Source organism: Micromonospora sp. WMMD1128 (assembly GCF_027497235.1).
Lineage (GTDB): Bacteria > Actinomycetota > Actinomycetes > Mycobacteriales > Micromonosporaceae > Micromonospora.
In genome coordinates this window covers 5,644,942-5,659,264 of the sequence record NZ_CP114902.1, presented here as the reverse complement: position 1 = coordinate 5,659,264, position 14,323 = coordinate 5,644,942, and the positions used below count along the sequence as shown (strand labels likewise).

Below are 14,323 nucleotides of genomic sequence, written 5' to 3'. Positions count from 1 at the left end.
GCGTTCCGGCGATCCGCTCGACGACCGGAGGCATCTCCCCATGCCCAGGTTCCACGCGGTCCTGTTCGACTTCTTCGGCACGCTCACCCACGGCGTCCGGCGCGGCGACGCCCACCGCGCCGTCGCGGAGCAGCTCGGCTGCTCGACCGAGGCGCTGGTCGAGGTGCTCAACGGCAGCTACTACGAACGCGCCAGCGGGTTCTTCGGCGACGCCGAGTCGACCATGCGGTGGGTCTGCGCCCAGGTCGGCGTACGCCCCTCGGACGCCGCGGTGCGGGCCGCCGTCGCCGCCCGCCACCGGGCGGTGCGGGCCGACACCCGGTTGCGCGCGGAGGCGGTGCCCGTGCTGGCCGCGTTGCGCCGCCGGGGCGTACGGACCGGGCTGGTCAGCGACTGCACGCACGAGCTGCCGGCATTCCTGCCGCAGCTCGCCGTCGCGCCGCTGCTCGACACCCGGGTCTTCTCGGTGCGGGTCGGCGTCTGCAAGCCGGATCCGGCGCTCTTCCTGACCGCCTGTCACCGGCTCGGCCGTGCCCCGGCCGACTGCCTCTACGTGGGGGACGGCGGCAGCCAGGAACTCACCGGCGCGCAGCGGGTGGGCCTGCGCGCCGTCCGGCTGGCCGCCGCGGACCTCACCGATCATCTGGTCTTCAACGCCGACCACGGATGGGACGGGCCGGCGCTGACCTCACTCACCGGTGTGCTCGACCTGCTCGATCCGGTCACCGTCGACTGATTCCGCTCACCGGACGGGTCGGTCTGCACGAAAGTGCGGAGGGTGGAGGCGGGCCGGGACGACGCGGAGGAGCGGGGGACCGTCGTCACGCCGTCGGCCGAGTTCCCGCCGCTGGACGCCGAGGAACGGGCCGCGCTCGGCCGGATCGGCGCGCGCTGGCGCGGCCCTCGCCGCCCGGATGATCTGCCCGTCGACCCGACGCTGGGTCGACACGACCACCGTCCCCGGCCGACCCGGTTCGGCCGGCTGACCCCGATCGACCTGTTCACCGTGGCGGAGCCGGACGAACTGGTCGCCACCGGGCCGGCGTACCTGCCCGGCGGCCGGGCCGGCCGGGTGGCCGCCCGACTGCGCCGGGCAGTTGTCGGCCCGCCGCTTGCCAGCAGCTCCGTCCTCTACGAGCGGATGCGCAAGCTGGTCGCGCTGCCGGTGCTCTCGTCGGACCTGCTCAGCTCCGTGGCGTACGGGCCGGAGGCGATGCTCGCCGTGCTGGTGCTTGCCGGCGGCGCCGCGCTGGGGCTCGCCCTGCCGCTGGCCGCCCTGCTGGCGGTGCTGATGGTCGGGGTGGGGCTCTCCTACCGGCAGACCATCCCGGCCTACCCGCACGGCGCCGGGTCGTACCTCGTCGCCGGGGACAACCTGGGGCGTACGCCGGGACTGGCCGCCGCAGCCGGGCTGATGCTCGACTACGTGCTGACCGTGTCGGTGTCGGTGGCCGCCGGCGTGCACGCGGTCACCTCGGCGGTGCCCGGGATCACCCGGTGGGCGGTGCCGCTCGGGGTGCTGGTGATCGTCGGGCTGCTCGCCGGCAACCTGCGTGGCGTACGCACCGCCGGCAACATCTTCGTGCTGCCCACGTACGCCTTCGTGGCGGTGGTTCTCGCGGTGCTTGCGGTCGGCTACGCGAAGGCCGCGGCGCGGGGGTTCGCGCCGACGCCACCGCCGGCGGTGCCCGCCGCGGAGGGGTTGGGGTTGCTGCTGGTGCTGCGCGCGTTCTCCTCCGGCGCGGTGTCGATGACCGGCATCGAGGCGGTCTCCAACGCGGTGCCGGCGTTCCGCCCGACGGAGTGGCGCAACGCGCGTACCACGTTGGGTTGGATGCTCGTCACGCTCGTCACGCTCTTCGCCGGCCTGGTCGGGCTGATCCACCTCGACGGCCTGGTGCCCCGGGCGGACGAGACCGTGCTGTCCCAGCTCGGTCGGGTCACCTTCCCGACCGGCCCGTGGTACGCGATCCTCCAGGCCACCACCGCGCTGATCCTGCTGCTGGCGGCGAACACCGCGTTCAACGACTTCCCCCGGCTGCTGTTCTTCATGGCCCGGGACGGCCACGCGCCGCGCCGTTTCCTGCACATGGGCGACCGGCTGGCGTTCAGCAACGGCCTGGTCGCGCTGGCGCTCGCCGCCGCGTCGGTCTTCGTCGCGTTCGGCGGGCACACCGAGCGGCTGATCCCGCTCTACGCGGTAGGTGTCTTCCTCGCCTTCACGTTGTCGCAGACCGGGATGGTGGTGCACTGGCGGCGCCGGCGGGGGCGCGGCTGGCGCCGCCGGCTCGTGGTGAACGCGGTCGGCGCGACGCTCTCCGGGTTGGTGCTGCTGACGGCCGCGGTCGCCAAGTTCACCGAGGGCGCCTGGGTGGTGGTGGTCGCGGTGCCGCTGCTGGTGCTGCTGTTCCGGCGGATCCACCGGCACTACGCCACGCTGCACCGCGCGCTCGCGCTGCATCCGCCGCCCGCGCCGCCGCCCGGCCCCGCCGGGCCCATCGAGGGCGAGGAACTGCCCCAGCAGGTACGCCACCTGGTGGTCGTGCCGGTGGCCCGGCTCAACCGGGCGTCGCTGCGTGCCCTGGCGTACGCGGCGTCACTGGGCCGGCCGGCGCTGGCGGTGCACATCGCGCCGGAGGACGCCGAGGCGGACCGGTTCCGGGAGCAGTGGCGGGCCTGGGGCGACCACCTGCGGCTGGAGACGATCGTGTCGCCGTACCGTTCGGTGATCGGGCCGCTGGCGCACTATCTGGAGGCGCTGCACGCCGCCCGCCCGGAGCTGACGCTCACCGTGATCGTGCCGGAGGTGGTGCTGCGCCGCCGTCGGCACCGGCTGCTGCACAGCCGGGCCGAGCAGCGGCTGCGGGCCGCGTTGCGGGCGCTGCCCGGTGTGGTGGTCACCAGCGTCCCGGTGCACGTCGCGCGGTGACGCCTCAGACGTCGCGGACCTCGAGCACCCGGGTGGTCGGAGCGGCGTCGCCCAGGTCGGCGCGGAGCGCGGCGCGGTCCGGGTCGGCCAGGAACGCGTCGAGCCCGGCCCGCGCGGCGAACCGGATCACGTGCACCTCGGTCTCCCCGTCGCCGGTGCGCAGCCGCCGTTCCAGCCGCCCGCCGTGCCGGTCGAGCAGGGCCAGCACGGCGTCTTCGTACCGCCGGCCGGCCTCGGCGTCGGCGCTCAGGTCGACAAGCGCGACCAGCAGGACCTCGTTCCCCGTCGTCATGGCGTCGAGTGTCCCAGCCGGCCGACCGTCGCGGTGCCCCTCAGCCCTCGACGCCGACGGCCTTCGCGCTCGCGGTCCAGAGCCGGGCGGCGAGCGCCGGGTCGGCCGCCTTGGGACGCGGCCGGTGCGGCTTACGGTCGACGTAGTAGCCGCCGCTGACCAGTCGGGACGGGTCCTGGCGGGCGAGCCAGACGAGCGTCTCGGCGCCCTTCTCCGGGGTGCGGAACGGCAGCAGCCGCATGCCGAACGCCACCAGGCGGCTCTCGTTGCCGAAGCGGGTGCTCACCACGCCGGGGTGGAACGCGTACGCCGGGACCTGCGGCCAACGCCGGGCCGCCTCGGCGGTGAACAGGATGTTCGCCTGCTTGCTGGTGCCGTACGCGCGGAACGGCCGGTAGTGGCGCAGCGCGGCGTTCAGGTCGTCCGGGTCGAGCACGCCGCTGCGGTGCGCGTCGGAGCCGGTCACCACCATCCGGCGGACCCGGTCGGCAAGCAGGTTGCTGAGCAGGAACGGGGCGAGGTGGTTGGCCTGCATGCTCAGCTCGAAGCCGTCGACCGTGGTGATCGGTTCGAGTACGATCGCGCCGGCGTTGTTGGCGAGCACGTCGATCCGGTCGTAGCCGGCGCGCAGTCGCTCGGCGAGCCCGCGTACGTCGTCGAGGACGGCGAAGTCGGCCCGGAACAGCTCCGGCTGCTCGCCGCAGGACTCGCGTACCTTCTCTCCGGCGGCGCGCAGCCGCGCCGGGTCCCGGCCGACCAGCACCACCTGGTCACCGCGGCGCGCCAGCTCCACCGCGGCGGCCAGCCCGATGCCCGAGCTGGCGCCGGTCACCACCACGATCCGCCGCTCAGTGAGATCTTCCACAGGTCCATTCACCCCGGTCACGGCACGAGGTTACCGTGGCGTAGCCCGTCCTTTGGGATCGTTAAGTTCTCGACATCCACCGCCGCGTCGGCGTGTCGCCGCCGGACGCGGGAAGGAGCGCATCCATGACCGCTGTCGGTCGTCCCCGCCGGTCCTGCCTCGCGGTACCCGGCTCCAGCGTCAAGATGCTCGGCAAGGCCCAGGGCCTCCCCGCCGACCAGGTCTTCCTGGACCTGGAGGACGCGGTCGCCCCGCTGGCCAAGCCGGACGCGCGCAAGAACATCGTGGCCGCGCTGAACGAGGGGGACTGGGCCGGCAAGACCCGCGTGGTCCGGGTGAACGACCTGACCACGCCGTGGACCTACCGCGACGTGATCGAGGTGGTCGAGGGCGCCGGGGCGAACCTGGACTGCATCATGCTGCCGAAGGCGCAGAACGCCGAGCAGGTGCACTGGCTGGACCTGCTGCTCACCCAGATCGAGAAGACGCTGGGCCTGGAGGTGGGTCGGATCGGCATCGAGGCGCAGATCGAGAACGCCGCCGGGCTGGTGAACGTGGACGCCATCGCCGCCGCGTCGCCCCGGATCGAGACGATCATCTTCGGCCCGGCCGACTTCATGGCCTCGATCAACATGAGGTCGCTCGTGGTCGGCGCGCTGATTCCGGACTACCCGGGCGACCCCTACCACTACATCCTGATGCGGATCCTGATGGCCGCCCGGATGCACGACAAGCAGGCCATCGACGGTCCGTTCCTGCAGATCCGGGACGTCGACGCGTTCCGCGAGGTGGCCAAGCGCTCGGCGGCGCTGGGCTTCGACGGCAAGTGGGTGCTGCACCCCGGTCAGGTCGACGCGGCGAACGAGGTCTACTCGCCGGCGCAGGACGACTACGACCACGCCGAGTTGATCCTCGACGCGTACGACTACGCCACGTCCGAGGCGGGCGGGAAGCTCGGCGCGGTGATGCTCGGCGACGAGATGATCGACGAGGCGTCCCGCAAGATGGCGCTGGTGATCGCCGCCAAGGGGCGGGCCGCCGGGATGACGCGTACCTCCTCGTTCACCCCGCCCGCGCAGTGACCGTGCGCCGGGCCGCCCCCGGCGCGGGGGCGGCCCGGTCGCGTCAGTAGCTGCTGGAGCTGCTGGAGCTGCCCGAGTTGACGGCGATCACGATCATCACGATGTAGAAGATGATCAGCGCGACCAGCAGGCCGGTGAGGATCCAGCCCACGATGATGGCCGCCTTCGCCATGCCCTCGCCCTGCTCGCCGGTCTCCCGGATCTGCTTGCGGGCGACGTGGCCCATGATCGCGCCGATCGGCGCGGTGATGCAGGAGGTGAATCCGACGAGCGAGAGCACCAGGGCCACGATGGCAAGCGTGTTCGTCCGGCTCGGCGGCACGTATCCGGGGTACGGCGGCGGGTATCCGACCGGCACCGCGTACGGGTCGCCGCCGGGCGACGGGTATCCGGGCGGCGCGTAGGGCGACTTGGCGACCGCGTACGGGTCCGGCGGCGCGTAGGGGTCGGCCGGCGGGGTCGAGTGCGGGCCGGCCCCCGCGGGGTCCTGCCAACCACCGGGTGGCGGGGGATAGGTCATCAGTTTCATCTCCAGAGGCGTGGTCCGGTCAGGGTAGCCACCGCCGCGTAACCCGGTGGACCGGAGTTCCGGGTGCCGCATTGCCCGGAAGGTCCACAGCGGGCAGGATCTTCGGCATGGCACTTGACGCACGTGGGGGTCGGTCGCGACGGGACATGAGCCGGCCGGGGTCGGTTCGCCGCCCGCGCGGCGGGGAGTCGCCGGTCGCCGCCGACCAGGACCGGGCCGAACCGCTCCCGGAGACCGCCACCATGCGGCTTGACGGCCGGGTCGCCCTGGTCACCGGCGCGGGCAGCGCGGACGGCATCGGGTACGCGACCGCGCGCCGGCTGGCCGACCTGGGCGCCCGGGTGGCGATCGTGTCGACCACCCGCCGGATCCACGACCGCGCCGGCGAGCTGGGGGTGACCGGCTTCGTCGCCGACCTCACCGACGAGTCCGAGGTGGGCGCGCTCGCCGACGCGGTCGCCGAGCAGCTCGGCGACGTCGAGGTGCTCGTCAACAACGCGGGTCTGGCCAGCCGCGCCAGTCCCGAGGTGCTGCGGCCGGTGGCCCAGCTGACGTACGACGAGTGGTGCGGCGAGATCGACCGCAACCTGACCACCGCGTTCCTGTCCAGCCGCGCGTTCATCAACGGCATGTCCGAGCGGGGCTGGGGCCGGATCGTCAACCTGGCCGCCACCGCCGGGCCGGTGAACGCGCTGCCCACCGAGGCCGCCTACGCGGCGGCGAAGGCAGGTGTGGTCGGGCTGACCCGGGCGCTGGCGATGGAGATGATCGCCGACGGGGTGACCGTGAACGCGGTGGCGCCGGGCATCATCCACACCGCGGCGTCCACCATGGTCGAGATCAAGCAGGGCCTCGGCACGCCGGTGGGTCGCCCCGGCACGCCGGACGAGGTGGCCGCGGCGATCGCGTTCCTCTGTTCGCCGGCCGCGTCGTACATCACCGGGCAGATGCTCGTGGTCGACGGCGGCAACAGCGTGCGGGAGGCGCAGTTCCGCTGACGGTCACCAGCCGTTGTTGTCCGCCCTGGCCCAGAACGCCAGGCCGATCCAGCCGCAGCAGGCCAGCAGCCCGAGCGCAGTGAAGACGTAGCTGAGGATCAGACCCCAGGTGGCGAGCTGGTCGCCCTCCTCGCCGGTCTGCCGGATCTGCCGCTTGGCCAGGTGGCCGCAGACGATGCCGGCCGGGGCGAAGACGAACGCGAAGACGAGCGACAGGATGGCGAGCACGTTCGGGCCGCCGGACGGTCGCGGGCCCTCGGCCGACGGACCGTACTGACCGTAGGGCGGCTGCGGGGCGTACGGCGGCTGCTGTCCCCACTGCGGGTGTTGCTGCCCGTACTGCGGTTGCCCGTACGGCTGGCCGTGCGCCGGCGGCTCGTCGGGCGACGGTCGCTCGTACGGCGACGGTGGCTGCTCGTCGGTCACGCTCGCGCCCTCTCGATCGCAGGTCAACCGCCCTCTCTCTTGCGGACGCTACAGGCAGCGGTGAACCTTTTCACAGTGGTTGTGTGGACCGGTCACCTTGGCGCGGCCGGCCCCGGGGCCGATACTTACCGAGCGTTCAGTTACCCATGAGTAATGCGCCGACCCCGGAGGCTGACATGGCCCGACTCGCCCAGACACCCGGCCTGACCGACGTGCAGCGGTCGATCCTGGAAACCGTGCGGGAGTTCGCCGACAAGGAGATCATCCCGCACGCGCAGCGGCTGGAGCACGCCGACGAGTACCCCACCGACATCCTCGACGGGATGCGCGAGATGGGGCTGTTCGGCCTCACCATCGACGAGGAGCACGGCGGCTTGGGCGAGTCGCTGCTCACCTACGCGCTCGTGGTCGAGGAACTGTCCCGGGGCTGGATGTCGATCTCCGGCATCGTCAACACGCACTTCATCGTGGCGTACCTGATCTCCCAGCACGGCTCCGCCGAGCAGAAGGCCCGGCTGCTGCCCCGGATGGCCACCGGCGAGGTGCGCGGCGCGTTCTCCATGTCGGAGCCGGAGTGCGGCTCGGACGTCTCGGCGATCAAGTCCAGGGCCGTCCGTCAGGGCGACAACTACGTCCTCGACGGACAGAAGATGTGGCTGACCAACGGGGCGTACTCCGCGGTGGTGGCGACCCTGGTCAAGACCGACACCGGGGCTGACTCGGTCTACGGCAACATGAGCACGTTCCTGCTGGAGAAGGAGCCCGGGTTCGGCGAGACCGCGCCCGGGCTGACCATCCCCGGCAAGATCGACAAGATGGGCTACAAGGGCGTCGAGACCACCGAGATGGTGCTCGACGGCGTCACCGTCCCCGCGTCGAGCGTGCTCGGCGGCGAGGAGAAGGTCGGCCGCGGCTTCTACCAGATGATGGACGGCATCGAGGTGGGCCGGGTCAACGTCGCCGCCCGCGCCTGCGGCATCTCGATCCGGGCGTTCGAGCTGGCGGTCGCGTACGCCCAGCAGCGCAGGACGTTCGGCCAGCCGCTGGCCCGGCACCAGGCGATCGCGTTCAAGCTCGCCGAGATGGGCACGAAGATCGAGGCCGCGCACGCGCTGATGGTCAACGCGGCCCGGCTCAAGGACGCCGGCCAGCGCAACGACGTCGAGGCCGGCATGGCCAAGCTGCTCGCTTCGGAATACTGCGCCGAGGTGGTCCAGGAGGCGTTCCGCATCCACGGCGGTTACGGCTACTCCAAGGAGTACGAGATCGAGCGCCTGATGCGCGAGGCGCCGTTCCTGCTGATCGGCGAGGGCACCTCGGAGATCCAGAAGACCATCATCTCCCGCGGCCTCCTCAAGCAGTACAAGCTGTAAGGCGGGGCCCCCGCTTAACGCTTTTGGTAGAGGCGGGGCCCCTTCTTAACGCTTCGGGCGGCGCGTGACGTGGTCGGCGGCGGAGAGCTGCCGCCGGGCGTGGTCGACAAGCGCCGCCGGGTCGTCCGCGTACAGCCGGATCTCCCGGACTCCGGTGCTCGGCCCGTTCGGCAGCGGCACCGATCGCGGCTCCCGCAGCACCAGGTCGACCGCCGTCTGACTGCCGACGCCGAGGTTGAGCACCGTCGGGTCGTCCTCGTCGTACCGGTACGCGCGGCTGGACGTCAGCGACCGCCGGCGCACCGACACCCCGGCGACGGCGTCCCACGGGATCGTGAGGTCGAGCGAGGTCCCGTTGCGCAGTCGCAGGCCGGTGCCATCGACCACGTGCGGGTGTAGCCGGAGGCTTGCCATCAGCCCGACCATCCACAGCACGCCCCAGACGCCGATCCCGATCGCGGCGTGCCGGATCGTCGGCGAGTCGACGGTGTGTCGCAGGATCACGTCCAGGATCGGGATCTCGATCGTGGACAGGACGAGGAAGGCCAGCAGGATCGGCTGCACGCCGCCGACGTAGGCGAACGTCGCCGCGTCCGGCGCCACCGGGTAGGGGCGACGCAGCACCCATCGGGTGAGGCTGCGCCACATGCCCCATTCGTACGCCACCACACGTCGCGCCAACCGCCACATCGCTCCGCCTCCTCTTCTCAATACAGTCGTAATGTAAAGGCGTTCGCCGCACGAGTCAATGCAGTCGTATTGTGAAAGCATGGAGGCATGCCGAAGCGGGTCGACCACCGGGAACGCCGGGCGCTGATCGCGGACGCGCTGATGCGGGTCGCGGCCGAACAGGGGCTGGAAGCCGTCAGCCTGCGGCACGTCGCCGCCGCGGCCGGGGTCAGCGCCGGGATGGTGCAGCACTACTTCCGTACCCGGGACGAGATGATGGTCTTCGCGCTCGCCGTGGTCAGCGAGCGCAACGAGGCCCGGGTGCGCCGGGCGGTCGAGGCGCTCGGCCCGACGCCCGCGCCCCGGGCGCTGCTGCGGGCCATGCTTGCCGAGCTGCTGCCCTTGGACGAGGCGCGACAGGCGGACGGCCGGGTGGCGCTGGCCTTCCTCGCGTACACCGCGGTCCGGCCGAACGTGGCCGCCGCGCTGCACGACGACACGGCCGCGCTGCGGGCCTTCGTGGCCGGTCAGCTCGCCGCCGGATCGCCGCTCGCCACCGACGGGCGGGTGGATCCGGAACGGGCCGCGGTCGGGCTGCTCGCCGTGATGGAAGGGCTCGGCATTCACCTGCTCGGCGGGCACTATCCGCCGGAGACCGCGCTGGCCGCCCTCGACGCCCAGCTCGACCTGCTCTTCGGCCCCGAGCCGCAGCCGAGCGCGGTCAGTCGCGCCGGGTCAGGCCGGCGGCGGCCCGCTCGACGATGAGACACCGGTCCTCGACGTAGTCGACGCCGGCCTCCTCGGCGATCCGGCGCGCCTCGGCGGAGACGATCCCGAGCTGCAACCAGACCGCCGGCGCGCCGATCGCCACCGCCTGCCGGACCACCTCGACCGCGTCCCGCGCCGGGCGGAACACGTCCACCAGATCGACCGGGTGCGGGATGTCGGCAAGCGTCGAATATGCCTTCTCGCCGAACAGCTCGTCCACGGTCGGGTTCACCGGAATGATCCGCCAGCCGTGCCGCTGCATCTCCAGCGGCACGCGGTGCGCGGCCTTGCCCGGGTCACGGGACGCCCCGACGACGGCGATCACGGCGGACTCGGCGAGAAGCTGCTGGGCGGAACGCATCACCCGAGCCTAACGCGCGCCGCGCTAGAGCAGGGAGAGCTGCTCGGCGGCCGGGGCAGCGGGCGAGGCGTCGGGCAGCCGGCGGTTGTCGCCGACCTCGCCCCGGTGCAGCCCGTGCCGGCGTGCCGCCATCCGCACCCGGGCGGTCACCTCCCGCTGGTAGGCGTCCGGTGCGTACGCGCCGGCCTGGTAGAGCTGTCGGTAGCGGGGCACCAGGTGCGGAAACTCGCGGGCCAGCCAACGCGCATACCACTCCCGCGCGCCGGGGCGCAGGTGCAGCGGCAACGCGGTGAGGTCGGCGGCCCCGGAGGCGGCGATCGCCGCCACGGTGGCATCGATCGACTCCTCGTCGTCGCTGAGCCCGGGCAGGACCGGGGCCATCAGCACCCCGACCGGGAAGCCGGCGTCGGTGAGCCGGCGAACCGCGTCGAGCCGGCGGCGTGGGCTCGGTGTGCCCGGCTCGGCCAGCCGCCAGAGCGTCTCGTCCACGAAGCCGACCGAGTAGGACAGCCCGACCCGGGTCACCTCGGCGGCCTGCCGCAGCAGCGGCAGGTCACGGAGCAGCAGGGTGCCCTTGGTGAGGATCGAGAACGGGTTGGCGAAGTCGCGCAGCGCGGCGAGGATCGGCGGCATCAACCGGTAGCGCCCCTCGGCCCGCTGGTAGCAGTCCACGTTGGTGCCCATGGCGACGTGCGCGCCGCGCCAACGCGGGGCGGCCAGCTCCCGGCGGACCAGCTCGCCCGCGTTGACCTTGACGATCACCTTGCGGTCGAAGTCCGCCCCGGCGTCGAGGTCGAGGTAGGTGTGGGTGTTGCGGGCGAAGCAGTTGTGGCTGACCACCCCGTTGGCGATGAAGTCGCCGGTGCCGGTGGTGATGTCCCACAGCGGCAGCTCCAAGCCGAGATCCTCGACGGCGGTCACCTGGAGCCGCGCCGCGCACTTGAGCGCCGTGCCCTCGATCGAGCGCTTCCGGGTCACCGCCGGGTCGGTCAGGTGGAAGAAGCGGAGCCGCTCCGGCAGGCCGCCGGTCAGCCGGACCTGGCGCGCGGCGTTGCGGTTGCCCGGTTCGTCGAGCGCCCACCGGAAGGAGAACCGGTCGAGGGCGGCGGCCGTGCGGCGCCGGCTCCCGTCGCCGGCGACGCCGATCCGGAACACGCCTCGCCGGCAACTGCCGGCGGTGTCGAACATGCCGGCCAGGAAGCCGAGCCACCAGTCGTCGGTCGGCTCGTCCGGCGGGCGGGCCAGCGCGGCGACGCTCTCGACGGCGGCCGGCTCGGCCGTGCGAGCCGTCGTGGACCGGCGGGCGACCCCGCCGTTGATCCACTCGACGGTGACCCCGGCGTCGGCGAGGAAGCGCCCGGCGCGCTCCAAGACCTCCGGCTCGGTGGTGGCCAGTCGGAAGCGGCGGCGCAGGTCAGCGGCATCAGCGTCGTCGAGAGGGAATTGGCGGCCGGCGTCGCGGACCAGCGCGTGGAGGTAGCCCCGGCGGTAGTCGGTGGACCGCTTCGGCGCGACGGCGAACCGACCGGTGCCGAGCAGGCGGTTGCGTGTGGTCAGGTGGGGGCGTCGCCCGCCACCCCGCATGCCGCCGGTGACGTGCTTCCAGCCGCGTTCGGTCAGGAAGCGGTGGTCGCCGCTGGCCACAAGCGTGGTGCCGTCGGCGAGCGTGATCCGGTGGGCCCGCTTCACCGTCGACCACGTGTCGCGCACGGTGGTGACGACGTAATGGCGGTAGGCGCCGCGCCGTTCGGTGCCGTAGATGCGATCGCCGACGGTCAGCTCGCTGATCGGTCGCGTCCGGCCGTCCGCCATGAGGATCGGCGTGTCACCGGCAACGCAGTAGGTGCACGCGTGGGAACACCCCCGGTAGGGGTTGACGGTCCACTCGAACGGCACGCGCGACTGGCCCGGCACCCGGTTGATGATCGACTTGGCCCGCACCTCGTAGAACGTCATGCCGGCGAACTCGGGGGTGTCGAACGTGCGGGCCACCGCGCCGGGCAGCGCCAGCGGCAGGGGTGGAGCCGCCGGCGCTGCCTCGTCGGGAGTCCCCTCGTCCGGGGGAGCGGAGAGGTTGTCCCAGCGCATGGGTCACATTCGAACATGCGTACGAACGAAGCGCAAGTGACGCGCCGGACACCGGCCGCCGCCGCTCCCGCCGCGGGTGCAGGATGGAGGCATGGAGACGTCGACCTTCGTCTACGACGGCGACTGCGCTTTCTGCACCCGCTGCGCGCAGTTCATCGAGCGCCGGATCCCCACCGGCGCCCGGGTGGTCCCGTGGCAGTTCGCCGACCTGGCGGCGCTGGGCCTGACCGAGGCCGAGTGCGAGGAGGCGGTCCAGTGGGTGGGTGCCGACGGATCCCGTGCCGCCGGGCCGGACGCCATCGCCCGGCTGCTCGGCGACAGTGGGCCGCTCTGGCGCGTCGCCGGGGGCGGGCTGCGCTTCCCGCCGGTACGCGCCGCGGCCTGGCCCGCGTACCGCTGGGTGGCCCGCAACCGCCACCGCCTGCCCGGCGGCACCGCCGCGTGCGCGCTGCCGCAGGAGGCCCGGGAGCGGCTGTACGGCCCGGCTGGCCGCCCCGGCCCGACCGGCTGACCCCGACGCACCTCGGGGCTGGCCCGTCAGGACGGAGCTGGCCGGTCAGGACGACTCGCCCGCCAGCGGCGACATGGCCGGCGCGGCGGACGGTGACACGGTTGTCGCGGGCGGCGTGCCGTCGGACCGGCCGGCGCGGCGGTTCAGCAGGCGGCGGACCAGGACCACCGGGCGGACCTTCTCCAGCGGGAGGAAGGCCGTCATCGCCACCAGGTGCGGGGCGAACGAGATCGTGATGGTCGCGATGGTCGCCAGATGGAACGAGTAGAAGAAACCCACGACCGCCGGCCGCCACCGGGCGGGCGCCACGAACACCAACGGGCTGAGCAGCTCGAACGCCAGGATGCCGAACTGGGCCACGATCAGCAGGTGGGGCACCTGCGCGATCAGGTCGGCGAGGTCGGTGCCGCGCCGGATGATCGCCCGGGCCAGCACCGAGCCGGTCGCCCAGTCCAGCCCGCCGAAGCGGAACTTGGCCCAGGCGGCGAGGAAGTAGGTGCAGACGACCGCGATCTGGGTGACCCGCAGCGCCCAGCCGCCCGCCTCGGTGCGGGTGGGGTCACCGTGCCGGGCCCGACCGGCGGTGGGCAGCGCGGCCAGCGCCACGAGCAGCCCGAACCGGTCGTGGTCGACCTTGCCGTAGCTCATCGCCACGATCATCCACTCGAGGTAGAGCGCGAAGACCGTCCAGCCGAGCAGCCGGGGCGCCCGGCCGGTCGCGGCGAGCAGCGAGGCCACCAGCAGCACCCAGAAGACCACGCCGACCAGGGCGGGGTCGGGCGTGGGCAGCGGGAGCAGCCGGCCGATGAGCAGCGGCCGGTAGAGGTCGCCGGGCACATCCACCCGGGCGCGTACCCAGGGGGTGAAGACGACCAGGTCGGCGGCGACGAAGAGGTAGATCAGGGTGCGGAAGGCGGCGACCCGGCCGCGCGGCACCGCCTCGGTGAACCAGGCGGTCATCCGGTGGTCTCCCACCGCACCGCCGTCCGGTCGGTCCACTCGCCGGTCGGCCGCCCGCCCTGGATGTCGTGCCACCGGACCACGATCCGCACCTCCACCAGCGCCGGGGCGGCGGGGTGGCGTTCCGCGTACGCCTCGGCGACGGTGCGCAACAGGCTCGGGTCGGCGGCGTACCGGGCCTGCTGGCCCTCGATCTCGGCGCGACGGATGCCGGTGGCGTCCTGGCCGAGGGGCACCACCGCGCCGGTCCGGTCGACGCCCTCGACCCGCGTGTCTGGCGCGGGCGCGTCCGGCGGTTCGGAGGTGGAGTACATCCGGAACGGCCCGAACGGGAAGTCGTCGTCGGTGCCCCGCACGGTGCCGAGGAGCAGCAGTGCCAGCCCGACCAGGGTGGCGGCCAGCCGGACGGTGCGTCCGCGCGGGGTCAAGGTCTCCATCAGCTGGTGACGATACGGGAGTGAAGAGTCCGGAA

16 protein-coding genes are annotated in these 14,323 nt (G+C 72.9%); 7 read left to right on the top strand and 9 right to left on the bottom strand.

Annotation, left to right across the window (positions count from 1 at the left end):
* Positions 1-40: 40 nt before the first annotated feature.
* Both O7602_RS25315 and O7602_RS25310 read left to right on the top strand, forming a co-directional pair.
* Positions 41-736 carry an HAD family hydrolase gene (locus tag O7602_RS25315; RefSeq protein WP_281585107.1) on the top strand — a complete coding sequence of 232 codons (696 nt, stop codon included), beginning with the start codon at positions 41-43 and terminating at the stop codon, positions 734-736.
* Positions 737-778: 42 nt separating this feature from the next.
* The gene (locus O7602_RS25310; RefSeq protein WP_281585106.1) at positions 779-2,929 is read left to right on the top strand and encodes an APC family permease; all 2,151 of its coding nucleotides are present in this window, start codon (positions 779-781) and stop codon (positions 2,927-2,929) included.
* A gap of 4 nt (positions 2,930-2,933) precedes the next feature.
* Here the strand turns inward: O7602_RS25310 and O7602_RS25305 are convergent, their stop codons facing one another.
* Together O7602_RS25305 and O7602_RS25300 are read right to left on the bottom strand one after the other, a co-directional pair.
* Complete coding sequence (locus O7602_RS25305; protein ID WP_281585105.1) at positions 2,934-3,221, bottom strand: hypothetical protein; 288 nt, start codon at positions 3,219-3,221, stop codon at positions 2,934-2,936.
* Positions 3,222-3,261: 40 nt separating this feature from the next.
* Positions 3,262-4,086, bottom strand: a complete 825-nt coding sequence (locus tag O7602_RS25300; RefSeq protein ID WP_281585104.1) for an SDR family NAD(P)-dependent oxidoreductase — start codon at positions 4,084-4,086, stop codon at positions 3,262-3,264.
* Between the two features lie 125 nt (positions 4,087-4,211).
* On the opposite strand from O7602_RS25300, the gene O7602_RS25295 reads away from it, so the two are divergent.
* The gene (locus O7602_RS25295) at positions 4,212-5,168 is read left to right on the top strand and encodes a CoA ester lyase (RefSeq protein ID WP_281585103.1); all 957 of its coding nucleotides are present in this window, start codon (positions 4,212-4,214) and stop codon (positions 5,166-5,168) included.
* 43 nt (positions 5,169-5,211) lie between these two features.
* Here O7602_RS25295 and O7602_RS25290 read toward each other — a convergent pair whose 3' ends face one another.
* A complete protein-coding gene (locus O7602_RS25290; protein ID WP_281585102.1) occupies positions 5,212-5,688 on the bottom strand; it encodes a DUF4190 domain-containing protein in 477 nt (158 codons plus the stop codon).
* 116 nt (positions 5,689-5,804) lie between these two features.
* Between O7602_RS25290 and O7602_RS25285 the strand changes: the two genes are divergently transcribed.
* Positions 5,805-6,695, top strand: coding sequence for an SDR family NAD(P)-dependent oxidoreductase (locus tag O7602_RS25285; protein ID WP_281585101.1), 891 nt, complete (start codon positions 5,805-5,807; stop codon positions 6,693-6,695).
* 3 nt (positions 6,696-6,698) lie between these two features.
* On the opposite strand, the gene O7602_RS25280 is transcribed toward O7602_RS25285, so the two are convergent.
* Positions 6,699-7,121, bottom strand: coding sequence for a DUF4190 domain-containing protein (locus O7602_RS25280; RefSeq protein ID WP_281585100.1), 423 nt, complete (start codon positions 7,119-7,121; stop codon positions 6,699-6,701).
* Positions 7,122-7,297: 176 nt separating this feature from the next.
* Here O7602_RS25280 and O7602_RS25275 point away from each other — a divergent pair, with 176 nt between their 5' ends.
* The gene (locus O7602_RS25275; RefSeq protein WP_281585099.1) at positions 7,298-8,494 is read left to right on the top strand and encodes an acyl-CoA dehydrogenase family protein; all 1,197 of its coding nucleotides are present in this window, start codon (positions 7,298-7,300) and stop codon (positions 8,492-8,494) included.
* Positions 8,495-8,539: 45 nt separating this feature from the next.
* Here O7602_RS25275 and O7602_RS25270 read toward each other — a convergent pair whose 3' ends face one another.
* On the bottom strand, positions 8,540-9,184 hold the full coding sequence (locus O7602_RS25270; RefSeq protein ID WP_281585098.1) for a hypothetical protein: 645 nt from the start codon (positions 9,182-9,184) through the stop codon (positions 8,540-8,542).
* A gap of 87 nt (positions 9,185-9,271) precedes the next feature.
* Between O7602_RS25270 and O7602_RS25265 the strand changes: the two genes are divergently transcribed.
* The gene (locus O7602_RS25265; protein ID WP_281585097.1) at positions 9,272-9,928 is read left to right on the top strand and encodes a TetR family transcriptional regulator C-terminal domain-containing protein; all 657 of its coding nucleotides are present in this window, start codon (positions 9,272-9,274) and stop codon (positions 9,926-9,928) included.
* Here O7602_RS25265 and O7602_RS25260 read toward each other — a convergent pair.
* Together O7602_RS25260 and O7602_RS25255 are read right to left on the bottom strand one after the other, a co-directional pair.
* Positions 9,885-10,292 carry a CoA-binding protein gene (locus O7602_RS25260; RefSeq protein WP_281585096.1) on the bottom strand — a complete coding sequence of 136 codons (408 nt, stop codon included), beginning with the start codon at positions 10,290-10,292 and terminating at the stop codon, positions 9,885-9,887. The two genes, O7602_RS25265 and O7602_RS25260, sit on opposite strands and share 44 nt — an antisense overlap.
* A gap of 24 nt (positions 10,293-10,316) precedes the next feature.
* Positions 10,317-12,380 (bottom strand): intein-containing Rv2578c family radical SAM protein, encoded by a 2,064-nt coding sequence (locus O7602_RS25255; RefSeq protein ID WP_281585095.1) that lies wholly within the window; start codon positions 12,378-12,380, stop codon positions 10,317-10,319.
* A gap of 91 nt (positions 12,381-12,471) precedes the next feature.
* Here O7602_RS25255 and O7602_RS25250 point away from each other — a divergent pair, with 91 nt between their 5' ends.
* Positions 12,472-12,891: a DUF393 domain-containing protein gene (locus O7602_RS25250; protein ID WP_281585094.1), complete on the top strand. Its 420-nt coding sequence runs from the start codon at positions 12,472-12,474 to the stop codon at positions 12,889-12,891.
* Between the two features lie 45 nt (positions 12,892-12,936).
* Here O7602_RS25250 and O7602_RS25245 read toward each other — a convergent pair whose 3' ends face one another.
* Positions 12,937-13,851: an MFS transporter permease gene (locus O7602_RS25245; RefSeq protein ID WP_281585093.1), complete on the bottom strand. Its 915-nt coding sequence runs from the start codon at positions 13,849-13,851 to the stop codon at positions 12,937-12,939.
* Positions 13,848-14,288, bottom strand: coding sequence for a hypothetical protein (locus O7602_RS25240; protein ID WP_281585092.1), 441 nt, complete (start codon positions 14,286-14,288; stop codon positions 13,848-13,850). Before O7602_RS25240 ends, O7602_RS25245 begins: the two co-directional genes overlap by 4 nt.
* Positions 14,289-14,323 lie beyond the last annotated feature (35 nt).

Bases quoted from the DNA above. Each gene is read 5' to 3' on its own strand.
- O7602_RS25315 (WP_281585107.1), top strand. From the start codon at position 41: ATGCCCAGGTTCCACGCGGTCCTGTTCGACTTCTTCGGCACGCTCACC.
- O7602_RS25305 (WP_281585105.1), bottom strand. From the start codon at position 3,221: ATGACGACGGGGAACGAGGTCCTGCTGGTCGCGCTTGTCGACCTGAGC.
- O7602_RS25295 (WP_281585103.1), top strand. From the start codon at position 4,212: ATGACCGCTGTCGGTCGTCCCCGCCGGTCCTGCCTCGCGGTACCCGGC.
- O7602_RS25290 (WP_281585102.1), bottom strand. From the start codon at position 5,688: ATGACCTATCCCCCGCCACCCGGTGGTTGGCAGGACCCCGCGGGGGCC.
- O7602_RS25285 (WP_281585101.1), top strand. From the start codon at position 5,805: ATGGCACTTGACGCACGTGGGGGTCGGTCGCGACGGGACATGAGCCGG.
- O7602_RS25275 (WP_281585099.1), top strand. From the start codon at position 7,298: ATGGCCCGACTCGCCCAGACACCCGGCCTGACCGACGTGCAGCGGTCG.
- O7602_RS25270 (WP_281585098.1), bottom strand. From the start codon at position 9,184: ATGTGGCGGTTGGCGCGACGTGTGGTGGCGTACGAATGGGGCATGTGG.
- O7602_RS25265 (WP_281585097.1), top strand. From the start codon at position 9,272: ATGCCGAAGCGGGTCGACCACCGGGAACGCCGGGCGCTGATCGCGGAC.
- O7602_RS25260 (WP_281585096.1), bottom strand. From the start codon at position 10,292: ATGCGTTCCGCCCAGCAGCTTCTCGCCGAGTCCGCCGTGATCGCCGTC.
- O7602_RS25255 (WP_281585095.1), bottom strand. From the start codon at position 12,380: ATGCGCTGGGACAACCTCTCCGCTCCCCCGGACGAGGGGACTCCCGAC.
- O7602_RS25250 (WP_281585094.1), top strand. From the start codon at position 12,472: ATGGAGACGTCGACCTTCGTCTACGACGGCGACTGCGCTTTCTGCACC.
- O7602_RS25245 (WP_281585093.1), bottom strand. From the start codon at position 13,851: ATGACCGCCTGGTTCACCGAGGCGGTGCCGCGCGGCCGGGTCGCCGCC.
- O7602_RS25240 (WP_281585092.1), bottom strand. From the start codon at position 14,288: ATGGAGACCTTGACCCCGCGCGGACGCACCGTCCGGCTGGCCGCCACC.